Source organism: Campylobacter concisus (assembly GCF_902460595.1).
In the GTDB taxonomy this organism is placed as follows: domain Bacteria; phylum Campylobacterota; class Campylobacteria; order Campylobacterales; family Campylobacteraceae; genus Campylobacter_A; species Campylobacter_A concisus_BL.
Genome location: NZ_CABPVA010000001.1, coordinates 113,658 through 137,525, shown reverse-complemented (window position 1 = coordinate 137,525; position 23,868 = coordinate 113,658). Strand labels below are relative to the sequence as shown.

Sequence of the window (23,868 nt, the reverse complement as noted above, 5' to 3'; positions counted from 1 at the left end):
TTTAGAAATATGAAGTTATAAATTTTTTAGTTAAATTTAGTAATAGCTTGGCGTATTTTAGGGATTTAGTTTAAAATTTAAAAATGGTATAGTTACAAAAAAATATTTTTAAATTTTATTTTTTGGATTTTACGTTTTGGGGAAGTTTATATAGAAATGGTGGCCCCGAATGGACTCGAACCATCGACCACTACCATGTCAAGGTAGTGCTCTACCAACTGAGCTACGGGACCAAAGATTTGGGATTATATTTCATTTTCCTTTTTATTTAGCTTAATTGCCATTTTCTTTAAAATTTAACTTTATAAAACTAGTCTATATTTTAGTACTCTAAAATATTATTAATGCAGATTTAATCAAGCAAGGACTATAATTTCATAAAAATAAGTTTAAGTAAAAATATTAGTTTTTCATTGAAATTTGATGTTTATAAAATCTTAAAAGAAAGGAAAAGGGTATGAACAAGCTTAAATTCATCGCTATTTTTGCCTGTTTATTTTCGCTTCATCTCTTTGGTGCCGATATACCAAAGGGCGATCTAAACGTCACAAAAGTAGTAGTATCTGATGAGCTAAGAGCCAAATATAAGATCAAACCTCATCATGAACACCTAAGCTTTGACTGCGTTGATTGTCACCAAAACCAGGGCGATGATCCTAGCAAATTTAAAGCGATCGGCGACGCTGGCTGCCTATCCTGTCATAAGAGCAAAAAACTCTTAGCCCAGAGGCTAAAATTTATGGATACTCTAAAGGCAAATCCTCACAACTCTGTTCACGATGGTCCGACTTTGTACTGCGACGAGTGCCACAACGAGCACAAACCATCTACAAACATGTGCTCTGAGTGCCATGAACACGAGGTGCCACAATGGATGAATGGAGTAACACCATGAAAATTTCAAAAAAACTACTAGCGCTTATCATATTAATAAGCGGAATTGTTGGATTTTTAGTCGTTCTGCCAGTTCATTACGCGCTTGATGAGACGAGTGGGGATAAATTCTGCATCGTTTGCCACGAGATGGATCCTATGGTGATCGCCTACAACGACGACATCCACAGCGGCAATGGCAAAACTGGTATCAAAGCAAGATGCGTGGATTGTCACATACCGCATGACAACATCGCAAAATACGCCCTAACGAAGGCGAAAAACGGCATTTTAGAGGGCTGGGTGCATTTCTTTGGCGATCCTAGTGCTATTGATTGGCACAAAAACCTCAAAAACCGCGAGCATTTCGTCTTTGACAACGGCTGCACAAGCTGCCACACAAACGTGATAGATAGCAACAACACTTCAGCGCAAGCTCAAAAGATGCACGCTCACTACAAAAAGCTTCTTGACACCCCTAAAGAGCTAAAATGTGTAAGCTGCCACTATGACGCAGGTCACGGCGCTGGCTTTAGAAACTATCTTGAGTATTGGAAGCCGTCATATAAAATTTATGATAAAAAGATGATCGAAAAGAGGATCGAAACTAAGCAAAAATTCTTCAAAGATGAGTACAAACCTACAAAAGACGAAGAGGAATTTTTAAAGCAAAAGGCTGAAAAAGACGCCAAAAAGCCAGCTGGCGGTGGTCTAGCTGGCTGACGAGAAAGCTTAACCGCTCTCAAGTGGCTTTTGGCAAAATGTCATCCTAAATGCATCGCTTTACCGCTTTGGGTTTAGGATGATCCAGCTTAAAAGCACATGTTCGGTCGTCAAGGACTTTGAGTACGGCAATGGTTAAAGAAATTTAAACCTTGATCTAGTTAAATTTATAAGAGATAGCCAAAACATCACTCCCATTATGCTTTTGCAGGGCGTTAGCGTCCCTAGCATTTTTAAGGAAATTTACTATAAGCCATTTGCCCTGAAGAGTTTTTATTTCATGTTTTTAGGCTTTGCAAGGTGCTTTTAGGCTCTAAATTTGAGCTAAAAAATGGTCTGGTCTTTGACAAAGACTCCCTTTGCATAAGAAAAGAGGACGAGGTCATCTACCTTGGCAAAAAAGAGAGCCGGCTACTTGAAATTTTATGCAAAAACTCGCCCCACGTCGTCACCTTTGATAAGATAGATCACCACCTATATAAAAACGAAACCTTATCGCAAGAGCGCATCAGATCGCTCGTGCGGGAGATAAGAGCTAAGATACCAACTATCTGCCTAAAAACCGTGCGAGGCACTGGATATAAGGTGGAGTGAGGGAAATTAGTAAAATTTAGATCTTGTTTGAAGCTAAATTTCTATACTTTTAGATCAAATTTGCTTAAATTTGTAAAAACTCTTGCCTTGTTTGGCTATTTTGGCTTCAACGATTTTCACAGCACCTTTGATAAATTTGCCTTGCCAAAGCACCGCCTTTTTCTCTGAGAAGTTTGCCGTATTCGTATATCTCGTCAAATTTCTTACATAAAGCCATATCATTTTTGCTATAGCAGCTTTTTGAAAATCTGCCAAGCAGTAGCCAACCGACCTTTAAAACAGCTTGTGATCGCTAATCATAACGACTATTCTTTGTGGATTTGTGGCGCCATTGCACCATCAAGAAAGAATTTGTATAAATTTATAGCAAGAGCTGGCTTTACACCAACTCTCTTATGCTTTTTGTTAGCTCCAAGCTCGCTTCTATCTCGGCGCGCTTTGCCATGACACTTTCTATATTTATGCTTAAATTTAGCCCATTTTCGTCGCCAAATTTCTTTAGCTCGCACCAAATTTCTTTAATGATATTGCAACTTTCAAGTAAATAGTCTGAGCTTAAATTTAGCCTCTCTTCGACCGAGCTTGGCACGCTCACTCCGAGCCATTTGATAAATTCAAGTGTTTTTGGGTTGCCTGCTGTGCTAAATGTAAGAAATATCGGCTCGCTTATCTTTGCAGCCGCGCAATCCTCTAAAAATTTGCGCGCTAGCTGTGCGTCAAAGATTGCCTGCGATATGAAAAATTTAGCCCCAGTCGCGATCTTTTCACGCATCCTTTGTGGCTCATCGCCCTTTTTGCCGTGACGCTCTGCGATACAGACGCCGCCCACTGCTAACTCTTTAAATTCGCTAGCTATCTCGTAAGCGCGAGCTAAATTTAGCCTAACTTTTTGCGTGCTAGAAGTTGCCCCCACTAGCACGTTTAAATTTGAGCTTTGGGCCTTAAGTGCTGCGCGAAATTCATCCTCGCCGTATCCGCTAGCCACGCGATAAAATATGCTAGGTGTAGCTACATTTAGGTACTTTTTGTAGTAAATTTCAGGGCTTAGCGTCCCGCTAAACTCAAATGTCCTCTCGCTCTCATTTCGCTCGCTCTCATCTTGCACCTCGTAAAGTACGAGCCCATCGGCCTTGATATCATTTATCCGCCCCGTCCAGCGATCCGAGATGTCGCGCAGTTTAGACTCGTCAAATTCAGCCTTTGGCGGCGTAAGGCCATATAGCACGAGCCCTTTTTCTCTATTTAAAATTTTCTCTTTTAACATTTTCTCACTTTTGAACTAGATCAGCCCTCATCACCACACCAACAGAATTTCTTGACGACATGCAGACAAACTCGTCTTTTAGGTATTTTGCGTCGGCTCGCCAAAAGCTCACGATATTTGCCACGTCGGCATTTTGCTTTTTAGCAGCTATCATATATCTTTTTATGACGGCGACAAAAGCCTCTTGGCAATAGCCCTTTATATCTCCGCTATCAGTGATAAATCTTTGAACCTTTACATTTGCCTTGATGACGCTTTTATTTTGGTCGTTTGAGCCAAACTCAAGCCTCACATTTTCAAAGCCTGCTAGCTCTTTTTTGGCAGCTTCTAAATTTAAAGTCTCGCTGATACTATAGATATTTGTTTGCTTGTACGCACCTTTGTTGAGTGGTATAGAGTGGCGTCCAGAACTACATCCGGACGCAAAGATAACTAATATTACAAATAGAAAAATCCTTTTCATTTTTCAAATCCTTTTTAATTAAATTTTATAGACCTCTTACGATCTTGACGGCTTCTACCATGTTTTTAAGGCTTGGCTCGACCTCTTCCCATTTTCTGGTTTTTAGGCCGCAGTCAGGGTTGATCCAGAGTTGCTCTTTTGGTAACACCTCAAGCAGAGCTTTGATCTGAGCGACAATCTCCTCGACGCTTGGCACACGTGGGCTGTGGATGTCATAAACGCCAGGTCCGACCTCTTGTTTGTAGCCAACAGCTTTGAAAATTTTAAGTAGCTCGTTGCCACTTCTTGCAGTCTCGATACTGATAACATCGGCGTCCATAGCTTCGATGGTCTTGATGATGTCATTAAATTCAGAGTAGCACATATGAGTGTGGATCTGAGTTTTTGCCTCGGCTGAGCTCACTGAAAGCTTGAAGCAATCAACCGCAAATTTCTCATAAGCTGGGATATTTTCAGCTCTTAGCGGATAGCCCTCTTTAAACGCTGCCTCATCGACTTGGATCACTCTGATGCCCGCATTTTGAAGGTCTGCGATCTCGTCATAGATACAAAGTGCAAGCTGTTTTGCCACCTCGCTTCTTGGAAGATCATCACGCACAAAGCTCCAGTTTAGCATCGTTACAGGTCCAGTTAGCATGCCCTTCATTACGTGTTTTGTGATGCTTTGAGCGTATTTCATCCACTTAACAGTCATCGGCTCTGGGCGGCTTACGTCACCAAAGAGAAGTGGTGGCTTGACGCAGCGGCTGCCGTAGCTTTGTACCCAGCCATTTTGGCTAAATGCATATCCGCTGATCTGCTCGCCAAAGTACTCAACCATGTCGTTTCTCTCTGGCTCGCCGTGTACTAGCACGTCTAGGCCGATATCTTCTTGGAATTTCACGCAGTGATCGATATATTTTTTGATGCCTGCTTCATAAGCAGCCGCGTCGATCTCACCTTTTTTGAAATTTTGGCGAAGTACGCGAAGATCAACCGTTTGAGGAAAACTACCTATCGTTGTTGTTGGCAATATACCGTAGTTTAGCGTTTCACGTTGAATTTTTATGCGGTCTTCAAATTTCTCGTCACGCTCAAATTTGCTTAAATTTTTAACGCGTTTTTGAACGCTTTCAGAGTGGATGAGCTTTGAAGTGGCGCGAGTTTTAACAGCATTTTTGTTCTCTTCGTAAATTTTTGTTTCGCTCTCATCAAGTTTCTCGCCATTTGCTAGTTTTGTGATGATCTTGATCTCATCAAGCTTCTCAACCGAAAAACTTAGCCAGCTTTTGATCTCTGGGTTTAAATTCTCTTCATATTTTAGCGTGTATGGCACGTGTAGAAGTGAGCATGAAGTGCCGATATAAAGGTCTTTTCCGCCTATCTTTTCTAAAATTTCACCTACAAGTTTTACTTTTTCGTCGATGTTGCTTTTCCAGATATTTCTGCCGTCTATCACGCCAGCAAATAGCGTCAAATGGCTATTTTTGATAGTCTCAAGGACTTCGAAATTTCTCTTGCCGTGGATAAAGTCAAGCGCGATGCCATAAATTTTAGTTTTAGCCACTTCGCTAACTGCCTTGATCGCATGCTCAAAATATGTCGCAAATACGATCTTAACGTTGTTTGCAACGCCTGTTAGCTCGTTATAAACCTTTGTGATAAGTGGCAAAAGTAGCTCTTCGTTTTTGTCTGTTACAAAGATCGGCTCGTCAAACTGCACTAAAATTTCATCATCAAGCTTAGAAATTTGCTCAAGCAGCTTTTTGTACTCGCCTACAAGCGCGTCAAGGTGCTTAAATGGGCAACTGCCGTCAGTCGTCTTTGAAAGAGCCAAGAACGTGATAGGGCCGATCAAATTTACCTTGCCTTTTATGCCGTTAGCCTTTGCCTCTTTGTATTCAGCCAAAATTTTGTCAGCTTTTAGGCTAAATTTGCTCTCGCTACTAAGCTCTGGCACGATGTAGTGGTAGTTTGTGTTAAACCACTTTGTCATCTCCATCGCAACGCCGTTTTTGTTGCCTCTTGAGCAAGCAAAATATTGCTCTAAGCCGCTTAAATTTGCAAATCTTGGAGGTGTAGCGCCAAAAGCGATGATGTTATCAAGCATTAGGTCGTAAAATGAAAAATCATTAACGCTAATAGCCGAGATGCCAGCGTCTTGTTGATATTTCCAGTGTCTTTGGCGAAGCGTCTTTGCAGTCTCTTGCAAATTCTCTTCACTAAAGCCCTCTTTACCAGCCCAAAAGCCCTCTAATGCGCGCTTTAACTCTCTTTTCTCTCCGATTCTTGGAAAACCTAAAACATAACTTTTTATCATTTTTATCCTTTTTAAATTTAAATTTGCAGACGAAAATTCGCTCTGCGGACTACTATAAAACTGTGCAAGGCACAGCAACCTTGAACGTGCGGTGGGGGTTTGGGGGCGGAAGGGGCGATGTTTTGCGTCACAAGCTCGCAACTGCAAGCAGACCAGACCGCAAGTAGAAACCCATTCTGCCACCAAAAGCCAAATTTTCACTATCACAGCTCAAACAATAAATTTAATCACCCCAAACGCGGTGGATGACACCCGCTTCTTCTTAAGCTAAAATAAAATTTATAAAAAACCCTGCTAAAAAGATCCTTGCCAAATTTTAAACACTGCTTAGTTTTATTTTTAAAAATGCAGTTACAATGCAGCGGACCGGCTAGCAAAAATGGATTAATATCAATGTGAAAAAATGTAAAATTGTTTAAAAATTTGCGTGTTTTTTGAAAATCGCTGATATGTTTTTTGCCGAGATTAACGAGCTTTACGCATGGGACAAGGCATCAGCGTTTTTCCTTTGTAGTGAATTTTTGCGGCATTATAAACGCTCTTTGCCAAATTTTTGTTTAAATTTGGGCGCTACTAAATTTCACGCCCAGAGTTTTTAGTCTTTTTTACCTTTATTTAGGGATTTTAGCTTAGCGTCCATGTCGGCCGTAAGCATAGTAAAGACCTTGTTTGTAAGCTCCATTGTGAGATCTTTAGCCTCTTGCATAGTCTTTTTACTAAATTCATTTAAGAGTTTGTCCGCTTTTTTCTTATCTTTTTTATAAAGTTTGACATACTCATCTTCAAATTTTGCCTGTTTTACCGCCAACTCTTTTTCAAATTTAGCGTAGGCCTCTTTAACCACTGGCGAATACTTCTCATAGTCAGTCATCACAAGGGTTTGAAGTTTTCTATAAACCCAGTATATCGAAGTATCATCAGCATCGTATGAGCCATCTGAGTAGCCTTTTATAAAGCCATCAAGCCCCTCGTAATACGGTAAATAAACGCTAAGATCAGCCATGCCAAGAGCGACGTAAGTCACGCGGCCGATCTCTTTTGGTAGCCACGGGCGCACCTGCATGACGTGAGACTCGTATGTTCTAAAGACGCTTATAGCGCGGTAGATGTTTTTCTTATCTTCATCTTTGCTAGTGTAGTTATCAAATGAAGTGCCGTCGTAGTGAGCTCTCATTGCAGCTTTTAGATCCTCAACACTTAGTTTTTTCTCTGGTTTTAAAAATACTGGGAATTTCTGGCCGTCAGCAAAGTCTTGTTTTAGGCTTGGATTAAACATGCTTTGCACCCAGCAAACACGTGGGTAGTTGTAAGTCACATCTCTTTCATCGTCCCTTGTATAGGCCTTTGTAAAGTTAAATTCGCCATCTTTTGCAGGGTCATAAGTCTTGTTGTCGATCGCAAATTTGATGACATCTTTTGCACCCATGAAATTTGGATCATTCTCTTTGTAAGCGTGTAGTCTGCCTTGGTTTGCAGTGACGAAGTATTCATCTTGCGGGATCTTTGAAGCGATCCATTTATGACCTGTGCCAGTCTCAAAATACCAAAGCTCGTTTGCATCGACAAATACCACACCAAAGCCCTCACCAGCGCCTTTGGTCTCAACTATCTCGCCAAGAAGCTTAACGCCCTCTTTTGCGCTCTTCATACGTGGCAAAAGCACGTCTGGGATGTCATCTTCTGTGATGCCAGTCTCTTCGTTGTATGGATCAACTTTTAAAAGCTCATCTTTTGCGTAAATGGTCTCAGTGCCGCTTAGTCCTACGCCAGCCTCGTTGTAGCCGACCGCTCCGTGAAGTTTTGTGTGTGAGTTTGCGATGGTTGTGTATCTCATGCCATCTTTTGGAAGCGGATATGTAAAGTCATTTGCGCCGTCATGGGCCTTTGAGCTGTGCATGCCAGTTTGGTTTTTCGTAGCTGGGTGGATCAAAAAGACCTGTGCCTTTATAGCCTTGCTATCAGCACTTCTAGCCACTAGCATAGAGCCGTCGTTTGAAGCTTTATCTCCTACTAAAATGGTAGTGCATGCCAAGCTACTTGTGCCTAAAATCGCACTCATAGCGACGATTGATGCGAGAATTTTGCCTTTCATTTTTACTCCTTTAGTAAAATAAAATTTTCATATGTAATTATATGCCAAATTTAATAAATTAGTTCCGATTTTTAAAACTTTTTTAAGTTAAATGTAAATTTATTGCAAATTTTGTCTAAGTGAAATTTAAATTTTCTAAAGGATTTTTCGCTATAATCCAAATCTTACGCACTTGCGTATAAAATTTCAAAAAGGATTAGCATGCCAAAGATGAAAACCGTTCGCGGTGCTGCTAAGCGCTTTAAAGTAGGTAAAAATAAGATAAAAAGAGGCTCTGCTTTTAGAAGCCATATCTTAACAAAAAAACCTAGTAAGCGTATGAGAGACCTTCGTGGCCCACAATACGTGGACAGCACAAATGTCCCAGCCGTTCGCAAAATGCTCGGCGTATAAAGCAGCTGTAGATTTAAGTTTTTGACAAAAAAGTCATTCAAACTCCCCCAAATTTAGGGGCAAGACTCACCTTGTGAGCGCCAATTTGTAAAAGGATAAATATGGCAAGAGTAAAAACAGGCGTAGTTAGAAGAAGACGCCATAAGAAAGTTTTAAAGCTAGCACGTGGCTTTTTCAGTGCTAGACATAAACACTTTAGAAAAGCTAAAGAGCAACTAGAGAGAAGTTTAGTTTACGCATACCGCGACAGACGCCAGAAAAAACGTGATTTCAGACGTTTATGGATCGTTCGTATCAACGCAGCTTGCAGACTAAACGACATTAGCTATTCAAGATTTATCAACGGCTTAAATAAAGCTAACATAGAACTTGATAGAAAAATTTTAGCTGATCTAGCTATGAATGACGCGAAGGCATTTGCGGCACTTGCAAAACAAGCAAAAGATGCTTTAAAATAACACCTTTTCTCCGCTTCGGCGGAGATATTCTTTTTTTAAATTTCTATTCAAATTTTTATTAAAATTTATTTTTCGAGTTTTTTTAATTATTTATTTTGTATTCAAATTTTAAATTAATACCACTATAAAATTTTACTTCATCAGCTAGGTGCAAATTTAGTAATATAAATTTGAAAAATTTGCTTACCATTACTAGCCAAACTAGCCAAGAGTAAGTATAGAACTCGCTCTAAAAGCTAAATTTCGATACTCGTATCAAAGCAGTGTTTCACCGCTCCGCTAAATAAAATTTTACCTTTTTCTAGCCTAAGACCAAGCTCCTCACCACTTTTTGGATAGACTTTTAGACATTGCGCTGCGTTTAAATTTAAAGTAGCGCCGTAAAAACAAGCCGCCATGCCAGTGCCACAAGCTAGCGTCTCGTCCTCCACGCCCCTTTCATAGGTTCTCACCTTTAAAGCTCTGCCATCAAATTTAGCTAAATTTACATTTGCATTGTACTTTTGACGAAGCGCCCTGCACTCTTTGACGTCAAATTCATCTAAATTTTGCGTGAAATTTACAAGATGCGGCACGCCGGTATCGTAAAAGTACCAAGTTTTGCCGTTTTCATTTAGCGGTTCGCTTAAAGTCTTTGGACTTGTTAGCACGACCTCGACGCACTCATCTTTCACGCTTGCCATCACCTCGCCGCTGCCAGTTAGCAAGGCAAATTCGCTCGAACTTACAAGGCCGTTTAGATAGGCATATCTAGCAGCCGCACGCGAGCCGTTGCCACACATCGCAGCGTAGCTTCCGTCGCTGTTGTAAAATTCCCATTTCACGCCCTTTTCGTAAGGCAAAAGCACGATGAGCCCGTCAGCTCCCACGCCGTTTGTTCGGCTGCAAATTTGCCTTGCAAGCTCGCTTCTATCTTTGCTCAAAAATGTGTGAAATATGACAAAATCATTGCCGCTGGCGTTATATTTTGAGACTTGCACGATCCGTCCTTTTATTTTTTGCGTGATTTTACTAAAATTTAGGTAAGAGTTTTTAATAAATTTAAAGGAGCTGTTTTGAAGAGCTACATCTTAAATTTAGAAAAAGAGTTTTCTTTGATAGAAAATGGCTTTAAAGAGCAAGAAAGTAGGGCTTTGGCTGACTATAAAGCAAAGGGAGCTGAGCGCTGCAAAGAGCTGGCACGTCTAGCATACAGCTCGAAGCTCTATCAAGTGCGGATGTATGCGGTTTTTCTCTTTGGGCACCTATCAGATAGTGAAGAAATTTTGGCGTTTATGAGAGATGAAGTCTCAAAAGATGAAAACTGGCGAGTTCAAAAAATTTTAGCAAAGGCGTTTGATGAGTTTTGTAAAAAAGTTGGCTACGAGCAGGCACTTTTTGTCATCGATGAGTGGCTAAAAAATGGCAACGCAAATGCAAAAAGAGCCGTAACAGAGGGCCTTAGGATATGGACTAGTAGGCCTTATTTTAAAGATAACCCAGATGAGGCCATTAGGCGCCTTGCCAGCCTAAAAGAAGACGAGAGCGAGTATCTTAGAAAGTCGGTTGGCAATGCCCTAAAAGATATAAGCAAGGAATTTCCAAATTTAGTAAAAGCCGAGCTTGATAGCTGGGATTTGGGTAGTAAAGAGACCATGCAAACATATAAATTTGCTAGTAAATTTATCAAAACGCAGTAGCGCCGATCTGCTTTAAAAATTTCTCTAACTCAAGCTTTAAATTCTCCCTATCGTTGCTATTATCGATAAGAAAATTTGCCATTTCTCTCTTTTGCTCGATGTCCATCTGAAGCTCTACTCTAGCTTTTGCATCCTCTAAATTTAGAGCGTTCCGGCTCATTATACGGCTTAGCAAAAGCTCTTTTGGCGCGTAGATCACAGCTACATTTTTAAACTCAGCATAACGCTCTTTTTTTTCAAAAAACAAAGGGATATCGACAAAATAAACTTGTCCCAAGCGCTCAAGCTGCGAGGCTTTGAAAAAAATTTCAGCCTTTATCTTTGGATGCAAAATTTGCTCTAAATTTTTAAGCTTTTTTGGCTCACGAAAGACGATAGCACCAAGCTTTTTACGATCTATCTTGCCAGCCTCATCTAAAATTTGCTCACCAAACTCTCTCACGATCTCGCCTTTACAAATTTCAAGCTGCTCGTGAGCGATCAAGTCCGCATCTATCACGCTAAAACCTCGCTCTTTTAGTAAATTTACAACCGTACTTTTGCCACTGGCGATCGAGCCTGTGATGACGTAGGCGTTTGGAAATTTCTGCAAAGTCGCTCCATTTTTGAAAATTGATAACAATTTTAGCAACTTTTGGCTAAAGTTTTAAAAAATAACCAAAAGGGCGAAAATGATAAGTTATAAAGATGCCGGAGTCGATATAGATGCTGGAAATAGCTTTGTTGAGGCGATCAAGCCTTTCGTAAAATCTACGCAAACACCAAACGTCATAGGCGGCATCGGATCATTTTCAGGTGCGGTCAGACTGCCAAGCGGATATAAAAATCCAGCCATTTTAGGCGCGACCGACGGCGTTGGCACGAAGCTTCGTTTAGCTATCGACGCTAAGAAATTTGACGGTGTGGGCGAGGATCTAGTCGCAATGTGCGTAAATGACCTCATCTGTAACTTCGCCACACCACTCTTTTTCCTCGACTACTACGCGACTGCAAAGCTTGAGATAGAAAGCGCCAAAGAGGTGGTAAAAAGTATCGCAAATGGCTGCAAAAAGGCGCAATGCGCGCTGATAGGCGGTGAGACAGCCGAAATGCCATCGATGTATGAAAAAGGCGACTTTGACCTTGCTGGATTTGCCGTGGGTATCGCCGAGGCTGACGAGATCGACAGGAGTAAATTTGTAAAATCTGGTGATGTTTTAGTCGCACTTCCTAGCAGCGGCCTGCACTCAAATGGCTTCTCTCTTGCAAGAAAAGTAGTAAGCGAGCTTGGGCTAAAATTTGATGAAAAAGTTGGCGATAAAAAGCTAATCGACGTGCTTCTTGAGCCAACTAGAATTTACGTGAGCGACTTTTTAAGATTAAAAGATAAGATCACAGCGATGGCGCATATAACGGGTGGTGGCATAGTTGAAAACTTGCCTCGCGTCTTCCCTGCTGGACTTGGCGCGAAGGTGCAAAAAAGCGCTATAAAAACGCCTGAAATTTTTAAAATCCTAGCTCAAAAAGTAGAAGATAGCGAGATGATGAGGACATTTAACATGGGCGTTGGCATGATCCTTGTTGTGCCTAAAGAAAACGTAGATGCTGTGCTAGCAAATAGCGATGGCTACGTGATCGGCGAAGTGGTAAGTGGCAAAGGCGTTGAGCTAGTTTGATGCACACAAATAGTGTAAAACGCCTGCAAAAAACCAAAAATAAGAGCTTTTTTGACCTTAGTGTCTATCAGTTTTTAGGCATGTTTGGCGTGCTAGAGAGCGATATCAAAAAGCTTGATTTTTATGAGTATTGGTGTGAGGTCTCGAGAGGATCAGGCATGCTGCCTATCATGCAAGACAACGGCGAGGACGGCGATCTTTACGATGAAAACTGCGAGGTGATTGACTGCCTTATCTACCTATATGACTGGGAGAAATTTAGCCGTATCTACATAAACACAGGAAAATAACTTGGCAAAGCAAAAGGCAAAAATCGCACCGATCTGGGCTAGAGTAAAGGCCTTTATCATCGATCTTTTCATTATCGGTATGCCGATACTTTACGCCACGACCTACCTTTTGCTTGACGGCAAAGAGGCGTTTTTGCAAAACCAGCTTGCGATCTTTGGCGCAAATAGCCTCATCTCATTTATAATGTGTCTATTTTTTAGCATAAAGGCACAAACTCCGGGCTACAAAGCGCAAGAAATTTATCTCATAAATTTACAAACTGGCAAAAAACTAGGCCTTTTTCACGCGATCTTGCGCCAAATTTGCTTTGCATTTGCTGGCTTTAGTATCATCGGACTTTGCCTTTGTTTTTTTAGAAAAGACAAGCTAAATTTACACGATATCATCACTCACTCAGCCGCAGTGCAAAAAGCAGTTTAAATTTATTTAGCTCCGTGCCAAAGTAGGCGGTTTTTGTGCCTAGCTTTGTGTCGATACTCTCTTTTATGACCTGACAAATATACTCTTTAAAAAGCCCTATATCTCTTGCCTTTGCAAGGTAGCAAGCAAGCGCCACTAAGAAGTTACAAAGCAGACTAATCTATGCGCTTATTTTTTATCTTAGCAACAGCTTTATCACAAAATAATGCACATTTATCAATGTAAATTTAGCTTATGAAGTTTTGTTTCGAATTTTTAGTCATAAATCGCCTAAACTAGCGAGTTAAATAGAAAAAACAAGGTCAGAAACGAGAAAATTTAGCTACAAGCCACGGAAAATTTTGATTAAATTTATGATGAAATTTAAGCGCTTTGTGAGTAGAGTTTGACCTCGTTTATCAAAAACTCATAGACCCTTTGCTGCACTAAAATTTCCTCCTCGCAGCCACTCATCAAGCGGCGAAGGTGCGAAAAGTCTATCTTTTTAGCGTATCTTTTGTGGTCTTTCATATCTTTATCTATGCTTAAAAGAAGCGTGTCAAGCGTGATCCTGTCGCTTCTTTTGACCCTTGCGACGTACTCTCTAACGGTTTGGATTAAGAAGTCTTTTCTAGTCTGATCGTTTTCATAAATTTCATTTACGATGTCATTTAAGATGGAAAAATCATCTTCGTCTGGATCAAATTTAGCTGAAATCATAGCAGCAAAAATTTTTGCACGAAACTCTAAAGACTTGTGATGATAGATGAAAAAATCCCTAAAAGCCGATAAAAAACGAAGCTTGATCTTTCCTGACATTGCCCTACTTTTGGTGAAATTTATGTGAGATTATATACTTTTAAAGCTAAATTTTTAAAAATGTAACTATAAAACTAAATTTAAGTATAGTTTTTGTATGATTGCGAAGCTCCTTCTTAGACCTGTGCAATGCTTTTTATGAGCACCGCTTCAGGGTGGGAACACAGCAGAGCACTTGTATTAAGTGTGTGCCGCAGTCATCTGAGAGGGGGTCTTTCTAAACCAAAATGCTCATTAAAATCATCGCAAATTTCTAAAAAATCCACTCCATCGATCTTAGGTTTTTCACTAAAAAATTTATACATATTATTAAAGCCGTCAGTTAGCTCTTTAGACTTGACGCCGTAGCTTATGGAAATTCCAGCTTCGATGTAGGCTGAGAGCTTGTCACAGTATTTTAGCGCTTTGCCATCGATCGGGTTAAATTTATCCTCATTTACGTTCTCCATAGTCCCTTCGTGGCAGATGATCTTGCGCTCGAATGTTCTATTTTCAAACTCATCTTTTATAAATTTCTCGCCATCTTTTCTGATACCAAGGATGTAGCTAAACTCATCTCTGATCTTTTCAGGCACAAATGGCAAAATCCTCTCATCAATAAGCCTCATCTCATACTCGCTTATGATCTCATTTAGCCCCTTTACGCCGTATTTTACAGGGCTGATGATGTCGCGTGTAAGGCTTTCTGGCAGGTCGTGAAATAGCGCGCAAAAGAAGTTATTTTCCAAGCGTTTTTTGCAAGCTTTTGCTTTTAGTGAGTAAAAGTAGCTAAGTATCGCAACAACTAGCATATGTCCTAAGACCGCAGTTTCAGGGATGCGAGGCGTTTGTGCCCAGCGCTTTTGAAACCTTAGCCTGCCACTTAGATCAACAAGACGGGCTAGTTTTTGGTTTATAGCGATCTTTCTAACGCCAATTAACTCGTAATAATCCTCCATCTCCTCTTCAACCTTCGCCTTAAGCTCGTCGATGTCGCTTAAAAACTGGCTCGTTTGATAGACGATAGAAAATTCCCACCTCGTGGCAAGATAGCTAGCTGCTTTTAGTATAAGGCGCTCTTTTTCGTGGCTTTTGTCGTTTTTATAGTGGTTTTTAAATCTCTCTAAAAACTCGCCACCTTCGATATCTAAGATGAGCGTCTCAAGGTTACTTAAAACCCAACTATTTATCTGCTCTTTTTTTGTCTTTTGGATGTGGTGAAAGACGTCAGGGCGTATGTCTGTGACTACGACCCTGCTTAAAAACTCAAAAATTCCAGCCTCTATGATGTAGTTCATATCGGCGTCTTGCTCTTGTTTTGCTATAAAATAAGCGATGATAAATTTATGAGCCTGCTTGTCAAGCTCAACTAAATTTGTCATCTTTGGATAGTCGTTCCAACGTGATATAGATGCTGCTTTAAAGATATGTTCTATAAGCTTAGCACTTATCATTATTTATCCTTTTTGACTACTTTTGGCTTCTTATCATCGGCGTAGCTTATCTTTCTAAAGCCCTCTTTATTTGAGCTTCTTCTTGGCTTGTCATCTTTTTTAAATTTATCATCTCTGCTGCCTCTGCTACGTCTCTCACGCGCTTTGTCACTAAAGCTTCTCTCCCTACTTCTTGGAGCGTATTCTTTCTCTTCAGCTGGCTTTTTTACCACTAGATCAGAGCTGATCTCGATAACCGTATGGACATTTCCACGTGGGTTAAAGTCACCAACTATCTTCATAAATTTAGGCTCAAGTTTTTTCTCTAAAACAGAGTAAATTTCATTTATACTATCTTCGTGGCTGATGTTGCGGTTCATAAAGCTATTTATATAAAGCTTTATCGCTTTTAGCTCAACAACTAGCTTATTTGGGATATACTCAAGGTATATGGTCGCAAAGTCAGGATAACCAGAGCGAGGGCAAAGGCAGCAAAACTCAGGCAGAGTGATCTTTATGACATAGTCCCTTGTTTGCTTATTTTCCCAGACCTCAAGGTCACTCTCTACGTCAAATTCTTTTAAAATTTTCTCACCATACTTCATCTCTTCGCTCATTCTTTATCCTTTTTTCTTTTATATATCCAAGTGTTTAACGTCTTTTGCGTGGTCTTGGATGTAGTTTCTTCTTGGCTCGACCTCATCGCCCATAAAGAGATTAAACGTGTCAGAAGCGCTTATAGCGTCGTTTATATCGATCTTTAAAAGTCTTCTGTTCTCAGGGTTCATCGTAGTCTCCCAAAGCTGCTCAGGGTTCATCTCACCAAGACCTTTGTAGCGCTGGATATATGCACCTTTTTTCGCATTTTTCTCTACTTCATCAAGCACATCTATAACGTCGCTATGCAAGTCTAGGCCGCGCTCTTTTATCTTTTGGCTGATGTAAAGCGCCTCTTCATAGAGTGGATTTGTAAATAAATTTTCATTTACCACAAGCTCTTCTAGGCCACTTTCAGTTTGGACATAAATTCTAACCTCATCATCGCTAACGTAGTGGTTTAGAATGTTGTGACCCTCAGCTTTTAAGAAGTCTCTTAAAATTTCAAAAATTTCATTGTAGCTTTTTGAAACGATGTCTGGATTTTCTATCATATAGCGGATCGCTGAAAGGACGTTAAAACGTTTTTCAAGCTCTTTTAAGACGCTTCTATAAGCTGCAACGATCTTTAAGAAATCAATCAAATCCGCACTGCCAATGCCCTCTATATCAACGCCCTCGATGCCAGTTTCGATAAGAAATTCGTTTAATGCTTTTTCATCTTTTAGATAAATTTCTTTCTTACCTTTTTTATAGCGGTAAAGTGGCGGCTGAGCTAGGTAGATGTGGCCGTTTTCTACAACTTTATTTAAAAATCTAAAGAAGAAAGTTAAAAGAAGTGTTTGGATGTGGCTACCATCGACGTCAGCATCGGTCATTATGATGATCTTATGATATCTAAGCTTTTCAGCGTCAAATTCATCTCCGATGCCGCAGCCTAGCGCTGTTATCATATTTTTTATCTCGTCAGACTTTAAAATTTTATCCAGTCTTGCCTTTTCAACGTTTAGAATTTTACCCTTAAGCGGCAATATCGCTTGAAAAACTCTATCACGTCCCTGTTTTGCTGAACCGCCCGCAGAGTCGCCCTCCACTAGATATAACTCGCTAATTACTGGGTCTTTACTCTGGCAGTCAGCTAGTTTGCCAGGGAGCGTGCCTACGCTCATGCTCTCTTTTTTACGAGTTAGATCCCTAGCTTTTTTAGCAGCTTCTCTACCACGAGCAGCCATTAGAGCTTTATCCATTATCGCTCTTGCTTCGATAGGATTTTCTTCAAAATACTTTGTAAGCACGTCAAAAACCATCTTTTGAACGATAGGTTTTACATAGCTTGAACCTAGTTTGCCCTTTGTTTGTCCCTCAAACTGCGGCTCAGGTACTTTTACACTCACAACTGCGATAAGTCCCTCGCGGATATCTTCACCAGTTATCTTTGTATCTTTTTCACGTGCAGCAGCATTTGCTTGAACGTAGTTTGTGATAACTCTTGTAAGGCCCGCTCTAAAGCCAGCCTCGTGCGTACCGCCATCTGGAGTTTTGATGTTATTTACAAAGCTTAGTAAATTTTCACTATAAGTGTCATTATAAAGCAGCGCAAAATCAACCATAACATCATCTTCGCCGCCGCTAAATGAGACCGCTTTGCTGACAGCATTTGCCTTATTCATATCAGTTACAAAGCTTTCAAGTCCGCCCTCAAAATGAAAGCTCTCGCTTCTGCCATTTCTTTGATCTTTGAAATTTATAGTTATCTTTGGATTTAGATAGGCTAGCTCGCGAAATCTTTTTACTAAAATTTCATCATCAAATTCAGTCACTTCAAATATGCTATCATCTGGCCAAAACTCGACTTGCGTGCCTGTGCGGTTTGTAGTTTTTATCACTTCAAGATCACTTTGTGGGATACCTTTTGCAAATTCTTGTCTGTGAAGCTTGCCATCGCGTTTGATATTTACGACTAGCTTTTTAGAAAGGGCATTTACGACAGATACACCAACGCCGTGAAGACCGCCTGAGACCTTATAAGTGTCCTTGTCAAATTTACCACCAGCGTGAAGCACAGTTAAAACAACAGTCGCAGCTGAAATTTTCTCAGTCGGGTGCATATCTACTGGGATACCACGGCCATTATCGCTAATGATCGCTGAGCCCTCGCGTGTAAGCTCAACATCTATCGTATCGCAGTATCCTGCCATCGCTTCGTCGATAGAGTTATCAACGACTTCGTAGATCATGTGGTGAAGACCGCTTATGTTAGTATCACCTATATACATGCCTGGGCGCTTCCTAACCGCCTCAAGCCCTTTTAGTACTTTAATATTTTCTGCGCCGTAATTATTTTCCATCATAAACCTTTTTTAACTTATATATTTAATGGACTTATAACCGTTAGAAGCTCTTTTGAGCTAACAACGAAAGGTAAATTTTTATCTTTAAATCCAAACTCAAATTTCTCATCTTCTATGCTTTGTAAGAAGTCTATTAAATTTCTATTTTTTACATTTATGCTGATATCTTCTTCAAGTCCTGTTTGAAATTCTATCATTGTTTTTGCTTCTGAGTTGTCCTCTATGATGCTCTCAAATGTGATGCTCTCTTTTGAAAAAGTTATCTTCATCTGATCGCTTAGCATCGAGATAGTCTTAATGCCTTCAACCATCTTATCTCTGCTTAGCTCAAATCTTATTGCAATATCTTTTGGTATAACGCGCTCATAGTCAGGGAATTTGCCATTTATCAGCTTTGTGAAAAACTCAAAATTTTGGCTTTGAGCGATGAGGACGTTTTCATCATAGTAAATTTCTATCTTGTCGAAAAATAGCTTTTGAATTTCATTTATCGCTTTTTTAGGTATGATCAGTGAAAACTCATTGCTCGCTTCATTTGCAAATTTAAATACAGCTAGCCTTTTTGTATCAGTACCGACTATATTTATATAGTTTTGTTTTATGTCTAGTAAGGCGCCGTTTAGCTCAAATTTAGGGTTGTTACTATCGATGCAAGGTAAAATTTTCTTTAAGCTTCTGCCTAGCATTATGGCATCTATGTCAAATTTAGCCTTGCCATTGATGTTTGGAAACTCTGGGAAGTCTTCAAATTTATACATAGGAAGTTTGTATTTTGAGTTTTTTTGCTTGATGTAAAGATAGTTATTGACAGTTTCAAGCGTTACCTCTTCATCTTTTAGGCTTTTGATGATGTCAAGTAGCTTTTTACCATTTGCTGTTGCATAGCCCTCATCAACGATCTTTGCGTTGCTTAGTTTATATGCTAGTCCTATCTCGTGATCAGTCGCTTTTATGTTTAAAACTCCATCTTTTGCAGAGATATAGATGTGAGAAGTTATAGCACTAAGATCTCTTTTTTCGAGATATGGATTAGTGTTTGTTACTATGCTCTCAAGCATGTTTTTGTTTATTAAAACCTTCATTAAATACTCCCTCTTATTTTTAATTTTCTTTTTGTTGTATTAGTTGGTAGCGTGAAAGTGTGAAAACCATCTTTTCTCACGCCAGCATCGTTATTTAAAATGTGAAAAGAATTTTTCATTTCTTCACATTTATTCACGAATTTCATTCTGTTTTTATCCTTTTGTTAAAATTTTATTCTTTATCTCAGTCACTCTGAGGTTGAAAATTTCGTTGCTCTCCATGAGCTCGTTTATCTTTTTTATGTTGTGACTAACGGCGCTATGGTCTTTCATACCAAAATAGTTTGCAATTTGTGGCATTGAATTTGTAGTGAGCATCTTTGCAAGGTAGATGATGATGCGTCTAGCCTCGACGATATTTTGCACTCTTGACTTGCTTTTTATATCACTTGGCTTGATGTTTAGCTCTTTGCTTACGATCTCTATAATGGTCTCTAAATTTATATTTTCATGTTTTTCTTTGATGAGATCTTTTAGTGTATTTTTAGCAAATTCAAGCGTTATCTCAACTCTCATCAAGCTTGCATAGGCGTTTAAATTTATTATAGCGCCCTCGATCTCACGGATATTATCGCCCATGTTTGTAGCGATGTAGTCGATCACTTCTTTGTTTAGATAAATTTTGTCAAATTCACATTTTTTGATGATGATAGCTATCTTTGTATCAAGCTCAGGCGGCGTGATATCAGCCATTATGCTTTGTTCAAACCTAGACTTTAGCCTCTCATCAAAGCCTTTTAGTATCTTTGCTGGGCGGTCTGAGGTCATGACGATCTGACCTTTTTTGGCGATGAGCTCGTTAAAGGTGTTGAAAAACTCCTCTTGAATTTTATCGGTCTTGCCAAGAAACTGCACGTCGTCTATTAGTAAAACGTCGCAGTTTCGGTATTTCTCACGAAATTTAGTCATCGAGTGGCTATTTAGATGCGTAGTAAAATCAATCATAAACTGATCGCTTGTGACGCAGATGACGACTTTGCCTTGATCTAGGCAGTAGTTGCCAACTGACTGAAGCAGGTGCGTCTTGCCAAGGCCAGTTGTGCCATAGATAAAAAGTGGGTTGTAAAGCACGCCAGGCTTGTCCGCGACTGCTTTTGCGTTTAGAAATGCAAACTGATTTGAGTCGCCGCAGACAAAATTTTCAAATGTATATCCAGGGTTTAAAATGCTACTTTGTGCCTTGATCTGCTTTACATTTACTTGGTTTTGCTTTATGTTTTTTAGCTTTGTTTGGCTAGTTATCTCGACTTCTGGCTTTTTGCCGGTTTTTACTTCGTAAAGGTAGGCGATCTTTTCGGCGTATCTAGTTTTTATAAATTTAGCCATCAATTCACTCGTGGCGTTAAAAACTATAAAATCTTCGTTTGAAGCCTTTTCGTTAAATTTTAATTGTTTGATGTAGCAGTCAAATTCATTAGCTGATATTTTTGTCTGTAAAAGCTCTAAAATCTCGTCTGCTAGCAAATTTAAACCCTTTTGAAGTAATTAATTTTATTAGCGATTTTATCTTAAATTTAATAAAACCTTTGTTAAACTCCGACAAACTTTTTCACGGCGTGAAAAAGTCGTGAAAAAGTATTGAAAAGATTGTGATGAAAATTTTAGGAATCGATCCAGGCACGAAAAATTGCGGTTACGCGATACTTGAAAAGAGTAAATTTAAAACTATACTTCTTGAAGCTGGGCTTATAAAGATAAAGCCAAATACGCTTCAATACCAAATAACAGAGCTTTGCGAGGGGCTTGATCTCATCTTTAAAAACCATAAATTTGACGAGGTTGCGATAGAAGACATCTTCTTTGCTTATAACCCAAAAACGGTCTTAAAGCTCGCTCAGTTTCGCGGGGCACTTAGTCTTAAAATTTTGCAGCTTCATGGTGACTTTGCCGAATATACGCCACTTCAAGTAAAAAAAACGGTCACTGGCAAGGCAAAGGCTGACAAAGAGCAGGTGGCTTTTATGGTGAAGAAAATTTTAGGCATAAACAAAGAGATAAAACCGCTTGATATCACCGATGCGATCGCGATCGCGCTAACTCACGCGAATAATTTAAGAATAAACTAAATTTGATAGGAAAAATATGGCAACACTAAAAGCTTTACTAATAGGAGATGTGAAAAACTACGGCTCGCAAAATGCAACTGATAAGCTAAATTTACCTTGGAGCTCAGCTATTTTTAAAGTAGCTCAAAATGGCGAAATTTTCGCAAATGAGCTTGGTTTTGAGGGCGATAGCGTCGCTGATACGAAGCACCACGGCGGCCCTGAAAAGGCGGTCTTTGCAAATTCATTTGCAAACTACGCCGAGTGGGAGAAATTTTTGGGATTAAAAAACATAGCTTGTGGGGCGATGGGAGAGAATTTATGCGTTGATGGGCTTGATGAGAGCTGCGTTTATGTGGGCGATATCCACAAGGTGGGCTCACTTGTGCTTCAAGTCTCGCAGCCTAGAAAGCCATGCTTTAAGCTCTCAAAAAGATGGGGCAATGAAAATATGGCGACACATATCTTTGAAACAGGCCTTACTGGCTGGTACTACCGCGTCCTTACGCCAGGCTCATGCAAAGCAGGCGACGCGATAGAGGTTATAGAGAGTGACCCAGTTCATATGAGCATTTTAGAGATAAATAGGCTCTTTTACGCGCCAAATGAAAATTTAAATTTACTTGAGAAATTTAACGCCCTCACCACTCTTACAAATGGCTGGCATGATGATATGAAAAGACGCATCGAGGGAATTTACAGCACTGAATTTATGAGAACACTATAAACATTTATACTTTTGCTCCGATTTTGTTTTACAAATAAATTTCAAACAAAATTTAAAGGAGCAGAGGTGTTTCGTTCTATCACAAATAAGATAGCACTCGCCTTGATGGTTTTACTCATCATCTCGTTTTGCGCTATCTCGGCGGTTAGTTATTTTACTTCAAAGGACAAGATCGTTGAACTTGTCAGTGGCAAAGAGGATCAAGTCCTTAAAGATATAAAGAGTGTTGCAAATACTTTTTTTGATGAAAATTTAGAATACGTCAAGAAAATTTCATCAGCAGTTGAAGGCGCTCAAAGTGGCGATGAGATAATGAACTTTGTCTTATTAGAAAAAAAGGTCGCAAACTCTGCGGTGAAATATGTCTATTACGGCGATGAGGACGGACACTTCTTTCAGTCAGATGGTAAAAGAACAACCGTAGCTGATAACTACGACCCAAGAACTAGAGGCTGGTATAAGAGCACAAAAGAGAAAAATAAAGAAATTTATACCGAGCCAAGGATCACTTCTACAAATGATCTTGTTATGAGTTTTACTGCTCCTGTTACTAAAAATGGTAAATTTGTTGGCGTTGCTGGTATAGATGTAGATGTGAAAAAAGTTAGCGACAAGATCATCGAGATAGGCAACACTGGCGATGGCGGATATGCTTATGTGATGAGAAAAGATGGCACTATGCTCTTTTCTGACGTAGTTTCAGAGGTTGGCACTATCTTGCCAGCTACAAAGGTCGTCTCAGAAAAATATGCCAATAAAGAATTTGACGAAAATGGTCTGATCTCATATAAAAACTCTAAAAACCAAGATGTAACGGCTAAAATTTTACCTATCAACGATGATGGCTGGCTTGCAACTGTTGCCATAGGTGCAGATACATTTTCAAACCACACTATGCCTATCTTAAAAGCTCAGCTAATGCTTGCAGTGCTATTTATAGTCATACTCTCAGCCATTGTTTTCGTGCTACTAAAACGCTCGCTTAAACCTATCGGAGTTATCCAAGAGAAGCTTTCTGATACATTTAAATTTATCACTTATGAGAGCAGCACCGCTCCAAGCAAGCTAGACATCCACACAACTGATGAATTTGGCGTGATGAGCGAGGATATAAATAAAAATATCGACAAAGTCATAGCTGGTATCAAGAAAGATAACACCATGCTTGAAGAGCTAAATGTAGCTGCAAATAACATGATAAGAGGAAATTTAGGCGTCAAACTAAGTGAGAATCCAAACAACCCATCACTTATCAAGCTAAAAGAGCTACTAAACACCTTCTTTAGCTCTATCAGTCAAAATTTAGGCAGCGTCATAAATATCCTAAAAGCCTACTCAAATAATGACTACACCGCTAAGATCGAGCTAAGAGATGACATAGAGGCTGATCTAAAAGCTATGATAGTTGGCATAAATAGCGCAGGCGATGCTATAAGCGCTATGCTAAATAGCAACCTAAATCAAGCTCAAATTTTAGAAGAAAAAGCAACGATGCTTGCTGAGTCTATGAGAAATTTAACTGAAGGTGCGAGCAAACAAGCTGACTCTATCCAAGAGAGCGCGGCTGCGGTTGAGCAGATGTCAAGCTCGATGAATGCTATCTCGCAAAAGACAGGGGACGTCATAAGACAAAGCGATGAGATCAAAAATAT

At 39.7% G+C, this 23,868-nt stretch carries 25 protein-coding genes, 1 tRNA gene, 1 other RNA gene and 1 pseudogene; 14 read left to right on the top strand and 14 right to left on the bottom strand.

Annotation, left to right across the window (positions count from 1 at the left end; genetic code table 11):
• Positions 1-157 precede the first annotated feature (157 nt).
• Positions 158-233: transfer RNA gene (locus tag F3G86_RS00600), tRNA-Val, on the bottom strand.
• Between the two features lie 224 nt (positions 234-457).
• Between F3G86_RS00600 and F3G86_RS00595 the strand changes: the two genes are divergently transcribed.
• From F3G86_RS00595 to F3G86_RS10285, 3 genes are all read left to right on the top strand, one after another.
• On the top strand, positions 458-895 hold the full coding sequence (locus F3G86_RS00595) for a cytochrome c3 family protein (protein ID WP_009295114.1): 438 nt from the start codon (positions 458-460) through the stop codon (positions 893-895).
• Positions 892-1,596: a cytochrome c3 family protein gene (locus F3G86_RS00590; RefSeq protein ID WP_149723134.1), complete on the top strand. Its 705-nt coding sequence runs from the start codon at positions 892-894 to the stop codon at positions 1,594-1,596. The genes F3G86_RS00595 and F3G86_RS00590 overlap by 4 nt, the downstream gene beginning before the upstream one ends.
• 300 nt (positions 1,597-1,896) lie before the next feature.
• Positions 1,897-2,190, top strand: a complete 294-nt coding sequence (locus F3G86_RS10285) for a winged helix-turn-helix domain-containing protein (protein ID WP_188116397.1) — start codon at positions 1,897-1,899, stop codon at positions 2,188-2,190.
• 54 nt (positions 2,191-2,244) lie between these two features.
• Here the strand turns inward: F3G86_RS10285 and F3G86_RS00580 are convergent, their stop codons facing one another.
• From F3G86_RS00580 to metE, 4 genes are all read right to left on the bottom strand, one after another.
• A complete protein-coding gene (locus F3G86_RS00580) occupies positions 2,245-2,445 on the bottom strand; it encodes a hypothetical protein (protein ID WP_149722682.1) in 201 nt (66 codons plus the stop codon).
• A 124-nt stretch (positions 2,446-2,569) separates the two neighbouring features.
• Positions 2,570-3,454 (bottom strand): methylenetetrahydrofolate reductase, encoded by an 885-nt coding sequence (locus F3G86_RS00575; protein ID WP_149722681.1) that lies wholly within the window; start codon positions 3,452-3,454, stop codon positions 2,570-2,572.
• 4 nt (positions 3,455-3,458) lie between these two features.
• On the bottom strand, positions 3,459-3,917 hold the full coding sequence (locus tag F3G86_RS00570; RefSeq protein WP_107943892.1) for a hypothetical protein: 459 nt from the start codon (positions 3,915-3,917) through the stop codon (positions 3,459-3,461).
• Positions 3,918-3,942: 25 nt separating this feature from the next.
• Positions 3,943-6,216, bottom strand: a complete 2,274-nt coding sequence (gene metE, locus F3G86_RS00565; protein ID WP_149722680.1) for a 5-methyltetrahydropteroyltriglutamate--homocysteine S-methyltransferase — start codon at positions 6,214-6,216, stop codon at positions 3,943-3,945.
• Between the two features lie 117 nt (positions 6,217-6,333).
• Between metE and F3G86_RS10840 the strand changes: the two genes are divergently transcribed.
• Entirely contained in the window at positions 6,334-6,465 is a 132-nt protein-coding gene (locus tag F3G86_RS10840; RefSeq protein WP_262974873.1) for a hypothetical protein, read from the top strand.
• A gap of 346 nt (positions 6,466-6,811) precedes the next feature.
• Here F3G86_RS10840 and F3G86_RS00555 read toward each other — a convergent pair whose 3' ends face one another.
• The gene (locus tag F3G86_RS00555; RefSeq protein ID WP_149722678.1) at positions 6,812-8,308 is read right to left on the bottom strand and encodes a C69 family dipeptidase; all 1,497 of its coding nucleotides are present in this window, start codon (positions 8,306-8,308) and stop codon (positions 6,812-6,814) included.
• A gap of 201 nt (positions 8,309-8,509) precedes the next feature.
• On the opposite strand from F3G86_RS00555, the gene rpmI reads away from it, so the two are divergent.
• Positions 8,510-8,701 (top strand): 50S ribosomal protein L35, encoded by a 192-nt coding sequence (gene rpmI, locus F3G86_RS00550; protein ID WP_012000969.1) that lies wholly within the window; start codon positions 8,510-8,512, stop codon positions 8,699-8,701.
• Positions 8,702-8,802: 101 nt separating this feature from the next.
• The gene (rplT, locus tag F3G86_RS00545) at positions 8,803-9,159 is read left to right on the top strand and encodes a 50S ribosomal protein L20 (protein ID WP_009295119.1); all 357 of its coding nucleotides are present in this window, start codon (positions 8,803-8,805) and stop codon (positions 9,157-9,159) included.
• Between the two features lie 236 nt (positions 9,160-9,395).
• On the opposite strand, the gene dapF is transcribed toward rplT, so the two are convergent.
• A complete protein-coding gene (gene dapF, locus F3G86_RS00540) occupies positions 9,396-10,139 on the bottom strand; it encodes a diaminopimelate epimerase (RefSeq protein ID WP_149722677.1) in 744 nt (247 codons plus the stop codon).
• Between the two features lie 75 nt (positions 10,140-10,214).
• Between dapF and F3G86_RS00535 the strand changes: the two genes are divergently transcribed.
• A complete protein-coding gene (locus F3G86_RS00535; RefSeq protein WP_149722676.1) occupies positions 10,215-10,838 on the top strand; it encodes a DNA alkylation repair protein in 624 nt (207 codons plus the stop codon).
• Here the strand turns inward: F3G86_RS00535 and coaE are convergent.
• The gene (gene coaE / locus F3G86_RS00530) at positions 10,825-11,430 is read right to left on the bottom strand and encodes a dephospho-CoA kinase (RefSeq protein ID WP_149722675.1); all 606 of its coding nucleotides are present in this window, start codon (positions 11,428-11,430) and stop codon (positions 10,825-10,827) included. The genes F3G86_RS00535 and coaE overlap by 14 nt on opposite strands.
• Before the next feature lie 79 nt (positions 11,431-11,509).
• Here coaE and purM point away from each other — a divergent pair, with 79 nt between their 5' ends.
• The 3 genes from purM to F3G86_RS00515 are packed head-to-tail and all read left to right on the top strand — an operon-like array spanning position 11,510 to position 13,204.
• Complete coding sequence (gene purM / locus F3G86_RS00525; RefSeq protein WP_149722674.1) at positions 11,510-12,493, top strand: phosphoribosylformylglycinamidine cyclo-ligase; 984 nt, start codon at positions 11,510-11,512, stop codon at positions 12,491-12,493.
• Positions 12,493-12,783, top strand: coding sequence for a hypothetical protein (locus tag F3G86_RS00520; RefSeq protein WP_149722673.1), 291 nt, complete (start codon positions 12,493-12,495; stop codon positions 12,781-12,783). Before purM ends, F3G86_RS00520 begins: the two co-directional genes overlap by 1 nt.
• A 1-nt stretch (position 12,784) precedes the next feature.
• Positions 12,785-13,204, top strand: a complete 420-nt coding sequence (locus F3G86_RS00515; RefSeq protein ID WP_149722672.1) for an RDD family protein — start codon at positions 12,785-12,787, stop codon at positions 13,202-13,204.
• Between the two features lie 363 nt (positions 13,205-13,567).
• Here the strand turns inward: F3G86_RS00515 and F3G86_RS00505 are convergent, their stop codons facing one another.
• Complete coding sequence (locus F3G86_RS00505; protein WP_149722671.1) at positions 13,568-14,002, bottom strand: hypothetical protein; 435 nt, start codon at positions 14,000-14,002, stop codon at positions 13,568-13,570.
• 113 nt (positions 14,003-14,115) lie between these two features.
• Here F3G86_RS00505 and ffs point away from each other — a divergent pair.
• Positions 14,116-14,213, top strand: an RNA gene (gene ffs, locus F3G86_RS00500) — signal recognition particle sRNA small type.
• Here the strand turns inward: ffs and F3G86_RS00495 are convergent.
• The 5 genes from F3G86_RS00495 to dnaA form a co-directional block, all read right to left on the bottom strand.
• Positions 14,200-15,435 carry an HD domain-containing protein gene (locus F3G86_RS00495; RefSeq protein WP_012000961.1) on the bottom strand — a complete coding sequence of 412 codons (1,236 nt, stop codon included), beginning with the start codon at positions 15,433-15,435 and terminating at the stop codon, positions 14,200-14,202. The two genes, ffs and F3G86_RS00495, sit on opposite strands and share 14 nt — an antisense overlap.
• On the bottom strand, positions 15,435-16,031 hold the full coding sequence (queF, locus tag F3G86_RS00490; RefSeq protein WP_012000960.1) for a preQ(1) synthase: 597 nt from the start codon (positions 16,029-16,031) through the stop codon (positions 15,435-15,437). Before queF ends, F3G86_RS00495 begins: the two co-directional genes overlap by 1 nt.
• 18 nt (positions 16,032-16,049) lie before the next feature.
• The gene (gene gyrB / locus F3G86_RS00485) at positions 16,050-18,359 is read right to left on the bottom strand and encodes a DNA topoisomerase (ATP-hydrolyzing) subunit B (protein ID WP_084041988.1); all 2,310 of its coding nucleotides are present in this window, start codon (positions 18,357-18,359) and stop codon (positions 16,050-16,052) included.
• A 17-nt stretch (positions 18,360-18,376) separates the two neighbouring features.
• Positions 18,377-19,444, bottom strand: coding sequence for a DNA polymerase III subunit beta (gene dnaN, locus F3G86_RS00480; protein ID WP_002940662.1), 1,068 nt, complete (start codon positions 19,442-19,444; stop codon positions 18,377-18,379).
• 153 nt (positions 19,445-19,597) lie between these two features.
• On the bottom strand, positions 19,598-20,908 hold the full coding sequence (gene dnaA / locus F3G86_RS00475) for a chromosomal replication initiator protein DnaA (RefSeq protein ID WP_002940543.1): 1,311 nt from the start codon (positions 20,906-20,908) through the stop codon (positions 19,598-19,600).
• A gap of 122 nt (positions 20,909-21,030) precedes the next feature.
• Here dnaA and ruvC point away from each other — a divergent pair, with 122 nt between their 5' ends.
• The 3 genes and pseudogenes from ruvC to F3G86_RS11055 all read left to right on the top strand — a co-directional run.
• Positions 21,031-21,510 carry a crossover junction endodeoxyribonuclease RuvC gene (gene ruvC, locus F3G86_RS00470; RefSeq protein ID WP_087583362.1) on the top strand — a complete coding sequence of 160 codons (480 nt, stop codon included), beginning with the start codon at positions 21,031-21,033 and terminating at the stop codon, positions 21,508-21,510.
• A 16-nt stretch (positions 21,511-21,526) separates the two neighbouring features.
• Positions 21,527-22,216, top strand: coding sequence for an MOSC domain-containing protein (locus tag F3G86_RS00465; RefSeq protein ID WP_149722670.1), 690 nt, complete (start codon positions 21,527-21,529; stop codon positions 22,214-22,216).
• Positions 22,217-22,321: 105 nt separating this feature from the next.
• Positions 22,322-23,071: pseudogene (locus F3G86_RS11055) on the top strand (cache domain-containing protein); the annotation flags it as partial.
• Between the last annotated feature and the right edge of the window lie 797 nt (positions 23,072-23,868).